This is a genomic window from Natrinema pallidum DSM 3751, assembly GCF_000337615.1.
Taxonomy (GTDB): Archaea; Halobacteriota; Halobacteria; order Halobacteriales; family Natrialbaceae; genus Natrinema; species Natrinema pallidum.
The window spans coordinates 1-8,689 of the sequence record NZ_AOII01000029.1; the positions used below are offsets into that span (position 1 = coordinate 1).

Sequence of the window (8,689 nt, forward strand, 5' to 3'; positions counted from 1 at the left end):
GACGGCGGTCGAATTTTACGGATTTCTAATTGAATTCCCCGATTTTGAACCTACTGTCCTCCTGCGATTTCTGGGGGTAAACACATACAGATACTCTATTCCTTTGTAGTAATTTAGACGACCAACAAAAAGAATGGTTGGCTTTTCGCTATCGATCTGTGATTTCGGTGGATTTTCCGAATCAATGGCATGCAAATCGACGGACAGCGGGACGATGTCACATTTCTCTCGATATGACTCTAGCGTAGTCGAATGATCAAGCAACCGTTGAGATGTAACGAGAATACGGTCGACTCGCTCGAGAAATCGCTGAAGGATCGGTTCATATACCTGATGGGCAGTTTTCTGTCGGACGATATCGCTGTGGTAAGTAGCAATAACCGTTGCATCACCGGTTCCGACAGTCAATTGCGAGACGGTCGACAGAGGGTTTGGGAGGTGATGATGGACGATGTCGGAACGCTTTGTTGCGCTATGAAGGTGAGCGGGAAACGTCGGTGCAAGTGGGACCGACTGAACGACACCCAGGCTTGATGTCTTGGTCACATCGACCCCGTTGTGCCGCTCCTGGTCACCAAATCCTTGCGGTCGAGAAGCTAATACGTTGGTCGTGTATTTTTCCGGAAGGCCCTCGGCAATATTCTGTACGACGCGTTCAATACCGCCGACTTCCGGATAATAGAACTTATTGACTTGAAGAACGTTCATAATGAGTGTTCGTCTGGTCTATTGCTAGCTCTCGATCGGATAGTTTCAAAAACGATCGGTTCACGATTCGGCGACCTCTTCATACACGATCGCTGTTTGTTTTGCAGTTCGTTCCCAACTAAACGTTGTGGCGCGCTGTTTGCCTCTTTGACTGAGATTGTGCCGTTTCTCCGGATCATCGAGCACATGTTCAATTCCCGATGCGATAGCGTCAACATCGGTTGGGTCAACCAAATGTGCAGCATCTCCGGCTACTTCAGACATCGCACCACAATCGGACGTAAGGGTGGGTGTTCCGACGCTCATTGCCTCAAGAATTGGCAACCCGAATCCCTCATAGAGAGAGGGAAACACGAAGAGAGCAGCATTATCGTATAACCACGTGAGTTTCGCCTCGGACACAAATCCGAGACGGGACACCCCATCAATATTTGGAAGGTCGGTTGCTGCGAATATATCATTATTCGGGCCTACCAGTACGAGCGGATAGGGTTGGTCGGTTTTTTCTCGGTATTGCTTATATGCTTTCAGAAGCCGCCGAATATTCTTTCTCGGGTTTATTGAACCAACGAAAAGGAGAAACCCGTCCGGCGTAAGATCATCGCACGGAATAGCCGCCGATGGATCTCGAGGGGTTACGCCATTAAGAATCGCCGTCGTTTTACCCTTTGCAGAGGGATACGTGGAAATTATTTCTTCGCGAGCGAACTCAGAGACAGTAATAATCCTTTCTGATGTCCGTATTGCGAGAGGCGTCAAAAGACGATAAAGTGCGGCATAAGCGTCGGAGAACCATTCCGGGTGCGTAATCGGAGAGATATCGTGAATCGTTGTGACGAGCGGTGTTGCGGTGAGAACAGGCGGTTGGCCGGCGGGCGTGTGGAATACGTCGAAGTCGTGCGACCGCAATTCTAAAGGAAGCTGTATTTGTTCCCAGATGTGGGCGCGAAGCCCGCTATGATCCGGTATCCGTCCAACGGATTCGATACCGTCAGGAACAGTCGACGCGGTCGCTGATCCAACCGCCACGACAGAACAGTTTGAGGAGGCTTCCCGTTGTTCAGTAAATTCAGATAGAAGCCGTTCCGTATAACGTCCAACTCCACCCGAATCGGGCTTAGCTAGTACTCGACCGTTTATACCAACTCGGACTGAACTCATACTGGAGAATGACACCCCATCCCGCAGTTCACTCCTAATATTATTTTATTCCCGATCATATATTTGAACATTCAAGCTGGATATTGAATATACATCGCAGTCGATCAATGGAGTCCACGATAAATATATATCCTTATTTCGTTCTGCTAGTTACTCTCTCGTATGACATTTCGTGATCCATCTATACTCGTTATATCTCGGGAATTTCCCCCTCATGTCCTCGGTGGACTTTCATACCATCTCGGAAATTTGTACTCAAGTCTCGAAAAGCAGGGTTGTGAAGTAACTGTTCTGGCCGGTACATGTGATCAGACAACTGCTGATGAATCAGCCCCATGTCCACAGGACGTAGCTGTCGAGCGGATTCCGTTCGGCAGTCAGCGTGGCCACCACATTCGCTTCCCATTGGCTCTGAAGCGCCGATTACGGACGTTCGATATCGATTCGTACGATGTCGTTGTTGCTCATACACCCCTTCCATTTGGTTTTGATATTCCGATGGTCGGAAAGTACCACGACTGCATTCGCGAAGAAAAGACGTTTCAAGAGTCAGAACTCCCTACTCACGAACAAATTCTTAGTCGGATTGTCGAGCCAACGCGGCGATTCGTTGACCAGAAATCCCTACACGTTGTCGATGTGGCCGTATTTAATAGCGATCTCACACGCCGGGTTTGGAGGAAACACTATGATCTCCCCTCAAAGAGCATTGTTCATTACAATGGAGTCGACACGGACCTGTTTCGCCCATACCCATCAGAAGAAGATAGCTACTTACTTTTCGTTGGTGGGTCAGAGCGGAAAGGATTATCTACTGTTCTGAATTTTGCAGAGACAGCGTCCTATCCGATACGGATCGTTGGTCCTTCCAAAGTCGATTCTGAGAATGTCCAAGCGATGGGGCGCGTAAGCCAGCCTAAACTGGCACGACTATACAGCGGTGCTATTGCTACGATACATCCGGCGAAGTTCGAAGCGTTCGGAAACGTCGTACTCGAATCACTTGCTTGCGGGACCCCTGTCGTGACGACCGAAAACTGTGGTGCATCCGCAATCCTCTCGAGACACTGTGGGGAAATTACTGACGACCTTGCACAAGGGGTAGATCAAGTGGTGAACAAGAGAACTGATCCAACAGCGTGCCGTAATATAGCACAACAGTATTCTTGGGACAATGTCGCTGAAAGAACGTTTGAACTATTGTGCGAACTGATAGAGTAAGACATCAGCTGTCAAGATACCCGAGTTCTTCGAGACGGTCTCGGGTTGCATCGTCAAGACGTTCATGTTCACTGGAACGCTTATCGAGCATTGATTCAAACTCATCAATTATTACTTCGGCCTCTGATGATGAGAACTCGGCCTTTCAAAATTGAGCTGTGTTACTGAGAGATACTTAACGAGAGAATTGAACTATCCCAAACTGGATACTGTCCCGCACCTCTGGTTAGACTATACTAGTCAGTGATATATCCTAAATCACGTAATCGCTGACGAGCGGCATCGTCAAACTCAGCGCTGTCGCGGTCGTCAGTATGATTCCAAGCAATTCCTTGTTCATCAAGAACATCAGAGAGTTCTTGGCACTTCTCAGAATGAGTTTCAGAAAGATCAGTTTCTTCGTTCGGTAAATCATACAAAAGCTGTATATCAGAGGACTCAAGATATTTATACTGCGAACTTCGAACAGCAGTGAGCGGATCTTTGTCGACCTTTGGAATTCTAAAACTCGAATTATATTCCATATATGAATCAACAGAAGCTATCCCGCGTTGACTGAGCGCGAATCGTCGGTTAGAGTTTCGAATATCCCGACCCTCAAACTGTTCTGTTTCTGCCCCAGTAATAGACGCAAGTGTCTTTACTACATCGATATGTTGAGTAGTAATATCAGGGCCATCAGCAATATCGCTAATTCCAGAAATAACTAGTGGAACACGAATCAGTCCGTCATGAAGAACAAGATTATGCCCAAGTAATCCATACTCTCCGAACAAATCACCGTGATCACTAGTGATGATTATAATAAGATCACGGTCAGACATATCCCTAACCTCTTCGATTACTTTACCAGCTATATCGTCTGTAAATCGAGTTTCAGCGTCGTACAGAGTACGAATGGCGTTCCATTCACGCTGGTCCAAATCTAGACCACACGCCATTCTACGTTTGATTTCATCCGAACCATCATAAATGTCGTCTACTAGGGAATATGCTTCATCAATATCCATTTCGAGCTCGTTGTCGAAGACATCTCGGTATTTTGCGATGGGTAAATACGGATGGTGTGGGGCATGCAAATGTGCATATGCGAAGAAAGGCTGGTCCGATCCCGAGCGGTCCGTTTTCCATCGTCGAAATCGTCGTGGGACAATATCCGTCTTATTATGAATGACATCGTTTTTATACCGACTTAAGCTAATGCCATCCATTTCGAAGAAACGGCGAGCAGCACAATACCAGTTATCGGCAAATAATGAGCTTGTGGGTAGGAAATCATCTTTAGAAGTTATTAGGTTTTCCACGTCATCGAAACCACGGTCAAGACCCGTCGATGAGCTTATATAGATGTTTGGAGTGAATAACTTTGTTTCATATCCTACTTCTGAAAGCAATTGTGGTAATGTCTGGATATCGGTTCGAAGTTTTTGTTGGGCTTTGCCATCTTGACCAAGTTGGTGGGTTGAAAGATAAGTTCCAGTGAGAATCGACGCAGTTGATGCCGGCGTCCACATTGATTGAGAAACTGCTGTCGATAGTACCGTTGCATCGGACCGCTCGCTTACCGCTTCGATATTCGGAGTCGTCTCCCGCTCATACCCATAGATCGTGGTATGATCTGCTCGAACGCTCTCTAAGGTTAGCCAGAGAATGTTCGGCTTTTGAGTCATACCGAATGCTAGTTGGGGGCCTCTAAGACAGTGTCGAAAAATAGCCTTATATTATGTATTAATGGCAAATGTGAGCCAACACAACTTTCCTAAACTAAAAACTAATTTCCGCTAGGGATTGCGTCCTTCATGACTTTCAAGCTCCGCTCATTAATCCCAAGCAGATACAAGCTAGCTACGAACGCGAGACCACCGAATAAACTACCGACAAAGAGTATCGTAAATCCTTCGAATATAAAGGACAATAGATACATAGTAGTGGCAGCGATAGCTCCTGCAATAATCGGCTTAAGATACGACCAGTCATATGGCAATATTCGTTCGAGATACCAAACCTCACCGAGTCTGAGGAGATTGACCATAATCAGCACACACGCTGTCGCGACTGCAGCTCCAATAAATCCATATTCGAGAATTAGAACATAATTGAGGATCGCATTGAGAAGTCCGGAAGAGAATTGATTGAATAGTGTCAAGTACTGACGATCGGACATCATCAGCAGATAGCCGCTTGGGCCAACTAAACAATTCATCATCTGCGCGATGGTGAACAGTACTAGAACGAGTGCTCCCTGTGTAAATTGATCTCCAAACACGTAGAGGATATTCTGGGCGTAGAGTATCATCGCGATCGCGGGGAACAGCGTGACCGTGAAAATGATCCAAGTTACACTCCGATAGACTTGTTCGAGTTCTTTATTTCGATCGTTGTGATATAGCCGTGACGCAACCGTCGGGAACAACTGATTGAATGCCGTGAGTGGGAGAACTAGGACGCCAGAAATGACAACGGCTACATTATAGATACCCACTTCAGATCCTGAAAGTAAAAATCCGACCATCAGAAGGTCTATCCGATTGTAGAGGAAGTTCCCCAGTTGATTGAACGTTAAAGGGAGAGAGAAGTTGTAATATCGTTTCGCGTCTTCTCGAGTCGGCCGAACAACGGTTCCGAGATCAGTCTTTTTGACGAGAGCGACAAGCGCTACGAGAAGAGTCAAAACAGCAGTGACGATAAGCCCAGCAGCGACACCAGTGAGTGCAGAACCTAGCACTGCACCACCGCCGAGAAAGACGAGTCGAAAAGCAGGATGGATGATCGACGAAATAGCAACGTTGTAATCCATTCGTTCAATTCCTTTGAAGACGGCGTAGGTAATCTTCGAAAGGGTATTAAACGGAATGATGATCGCGGTAGTCCGGAGAATGTCGATGAACAACGGATCATCGAGAGTATATGCTGAAATCAGCGGAGCAAAAAAGTAGATCGCTACTGCAACGAGAATACTTGCCAATACGGACGTTCCGTAGGCAAGAGTCAACATTGCCTGTCGCTGGCGGGGATTCTCTCGATATTCCGGCAAGTACCGAAGTACAGAATTGCTTCCACCAAGCCTGGCAATCACAGTGAACAGGGAAAATACGACGTTCAGATAGGCGTAGATACCATACAAATTCGTCCCGAGATAACGGGTTAAGACGATATTCGTCAGAAAACGGAATACATTGCTAATGCCTTTACCAATCAAAAACAGCCCTGCACCTTCCGAAATAGATGCGAGTGAATCAAGTGATCGTCCGCCATCCTCGTCGTCACCCATCTGGAATCAGCTATCATGTGGTCTGGGGAATGGTGAACTTTATAATTGCGGTACGATTGTAATCACCACCACTCCGGAAGCCAGTTGATTTGGGCGGTTCAAGCGATACAACAGAGATATGGCGCTTCAATCTAATCCTCAGATGAAATGACGGTCGTCGACTGGCTTGGACGTTCTGTCTCGTATATCAGATCAGAGGGTGTAAGGCAGGGTCTTGTAACATCCGCGGATGAATTCAAACAGGGGTGGCTTACCGTCTCGATAAGCGTGTTTCTGGGGATTCTATTTTTGATTACGAGTGGGACATGCTCGTTGTCCTTGATGCATGTCGTCCGGATTTACTCGAGGAAGTCGCCGAAGGTTACGATTTTCTTCCTAATGAACCAGCAACGATCAGATCAAAAGGAAGTGGTTCACGAACATGGATGGATCGAAATTTCACATCCGAGTGGCGTTCCGAGATCGAAAACACGGCATACGTCACTGGAAATCCATATTCTGACGACTACGTGAATCCAGGTGGATTCGCACATCTCGACGAAGTATGGCGCTATGCATGGGACGACGATCAGGGGACAGTTCCCGCTCGGTCGATTACTGATCGGGCGATCGATACAGCAAGGACCCACAATCCTGATCGATTACTTGTCCACTATATGCAGCCACACTTCCCGAGCATTCCCGATCCGATTGGTTCAGGAATCGATATAGAAACGTTCGGCGAATGGGAATCCGTCTGGGATGATCTCGAATCTGGAGAGATAGCTACCGAACGAGTTTGGAAATCGTATCGAAAAAATCTCGAGTACGTTCTCGAAGATGTCGAGCTGCTATTGGAGAACGTCAACGCTGAGAACACGGTTATCAGCGCTGATCACGGGAACGCGTTCGGTGAACTCGGGTTCTACGGACATCCACCGCATAATCCACTGCCATGTCTTAGGCGGGTCCCGTGGGTTGAAACGTACGCATCAGATGAGAATTCATATGAACCGAACAAGGAGCGACAGACGGTTGATGTCTCCGAGAGCGATGTCGAATCTCGACTCGAAGACCTTGGGTACTTGTAATGTGTATCCTCGTGAACATTGGCAGGNAGGAGCGACAGACGGTTGATGTCTCCGAGAGCGATGTCGAATCTCGACTCGAAGACCTTGGGTACTTGTAATGTGTATCCTCGTGAACATTGGCAGGTCCGATAAAATATAATATAATATTTACATTGCATTAGGTGGAATTTTCGATATTGAACAATCAAAGAATAGCCCATATTTTCCGAAACAAAAACCAGTCGAATGGAGTCGGGGGCAAGCACTCTGACAAGGTCACTGTCCCCAATATTTCCAAATTTTATCATTCTGAATAATGGCCAATAACATCACAGATGGGATAGAAACACCAACTGAGCGGCTTATTTCTTGAATTGGCTCAGCTAGCCGCTGTCCCCCTAAACTATATCCGGGGTAAGCAAAGAGGTTATATCATCTCCATGGCCCAAGTATCCGTAATTATACCTACGTTGCGGGATGAGAGTCAGATTGAAGTACTTGATGCGCTTGAACGTCAGACGCTCCAAGATTTTGAGGTTTTGATCCAGACAGAAAAGAACGCGTCGAAAGCACGGAACGTCGGTGTTTCAAGTGCTAGTTCAGAAAAATTGATATTCTTAGATGACGACTCAGAACCAGCGAAAACGCATCTGGAAGTCGCAGATAAAACTTTAGAACATCATTCGCTGGTTGCAGGCCGTATCATATCAAATAAAGATGGTGTTCTTGGGGATTTGTCAGACCATTACGATCACGGGAATAAAGGAAAATACGTAGACATGGCCACAGGATGTAATATGGCTATTCACAGAAAAGTATTCGATACAATTGGGGGGTTTGATGAAAATTTAGCCTGGGGACATGAAGAGTCCGATTTAGTTAAACGAGCCAAACAAAATGGTTATGATGTGTGGTATGAGCCAAATATGGTTGTTGATCACCAATATGTCGATTCAATACCCGACTTTTTCCGCAAAAAATGGACTTTTGGACGCGAGGCAATATATTATCATCGGAAGCATGATTATAGATTTGCTGACCGACTCCGGAAGTGCATCCCGCTGGCACCCGGAAGTGGCTCGATATCGGAATTCATCATTCAGTCTCTAGCTAAAGGAGTCTGGGGAAGTGCACAAATCTACGAATTGCTCTTTGGAGACATTCCTGATCATCAGCAAGCAAAAGACTCCCGTACGTGTTTACCCCGAGGTCTCGACAGCCGGCACAGCGTGAGCCCGTGAGAGCATCTCATTGCTGCTGATGACTCGACGAAGCTCTT

6 protein-coding genes and 1 pseudogene are annotated in these 8,689 nt (G+C 46.7%); 3 read left to right on the plus strand and 4 right to left on the minus strand.

From position 1 onward, the window contains the following. Window positions 1-15: 15 nt before the first annotated feature. Both C487_RS19255 and C487_RS19260 read right to left on the minus strand, forming a co-directional pair. Window positions 16-708, minus strand: coding sequence for a glycosyltransferase (locus C487_RS19255; RefSeq protein ID WP_083864483.1), 693 nt, complete (start codon window positions 706-708; stop codon window positions 16-18). Between the two features lie 60 nt (window positions 709-768). Then, complete coding sequence (locus C487_RS19260) at window positions 769-1,869, minus strand: glycosyltransferase family 4 protein (RefSeq protein ID WP_083864485.1); 1,101 nt, start codon at window positions 1,867-1,869, stop codon at window positions 769-771. A 162-nt stretch (window positions 1,870-2,031) separates the two neighbouring features. Here C487_RS19260 and C487_RS19265 point away from each other — a divergent pair, with 162 nt between their 5' ends. Further along, window positions 2,032-3,090, plus strand: a complete 1,059-nt coding sequence (locus C487_RS19265; RefSeq protein ID WP_006184350.1) for a glycosyltransferase family 4 protein — start codon at window positions 2,032-2,034, stop codon at window positions 3,088-3,090. A 236-nt stretch (window positions 3,091-3,326) separates the two neighbouring features. On the opposite strand, the gene C487_RS19270 is transcribed toward C487_RS19265, so the two are convergent. Further along, window positions 3,327-4,760 (minus strand): sulfatase, encoded by a 1,434-nt coding sequence (locus C487_RS19270; RefSeq protein WP_006184351.1) that lies wholly within the window; start codon window positions 4,758-4,760, stop codon window positions 3,327-3,329. A 101-nt stretch (window positions 4,761-4,861) separates the two neighbouring features. Next, window positions 4,862-6,361 (minus strand): flippase, encoded by a 1,500-nt coding sequence (locus tag C487_RS03800; protein ID WP_083864486.1) that lies wholly within the window; start codon window positions 6,359-6,361, stop codon window positions 4,862-4,864. Window positions 6,362-6,606: 245 nt separating this feature from the next. Between C487_RS03800 and C487_RS19275 the strand changes: the two genes are divergently transcribed. Together C487_RS19275 and C487_RS21410 are read left to right on the plus strand one after the other, a co-directional pair. Beyond that, window positions 6,607-7,431 (plus strand): alkaline phosphatase family protein, encoded by an 825-nt coding sequence (locus C487_RS19275; RefSeq protein ID WP_241431062.1) that lies wholly within the window; start codon window positions 6,607-6,609, stop codon window positions 7,429-7,431. 419 nt (window positions 7,432-7,850) lie between these two features. Beyond that, window positions 7,851-8,309: pseudogene (locus tag C487_RS21410) on the plus strand (glycosyltransferase family 2 protein); the annotation flags it as partial. Window positions 8,310-8,689 lie beyond the last annotated feature (380 nt).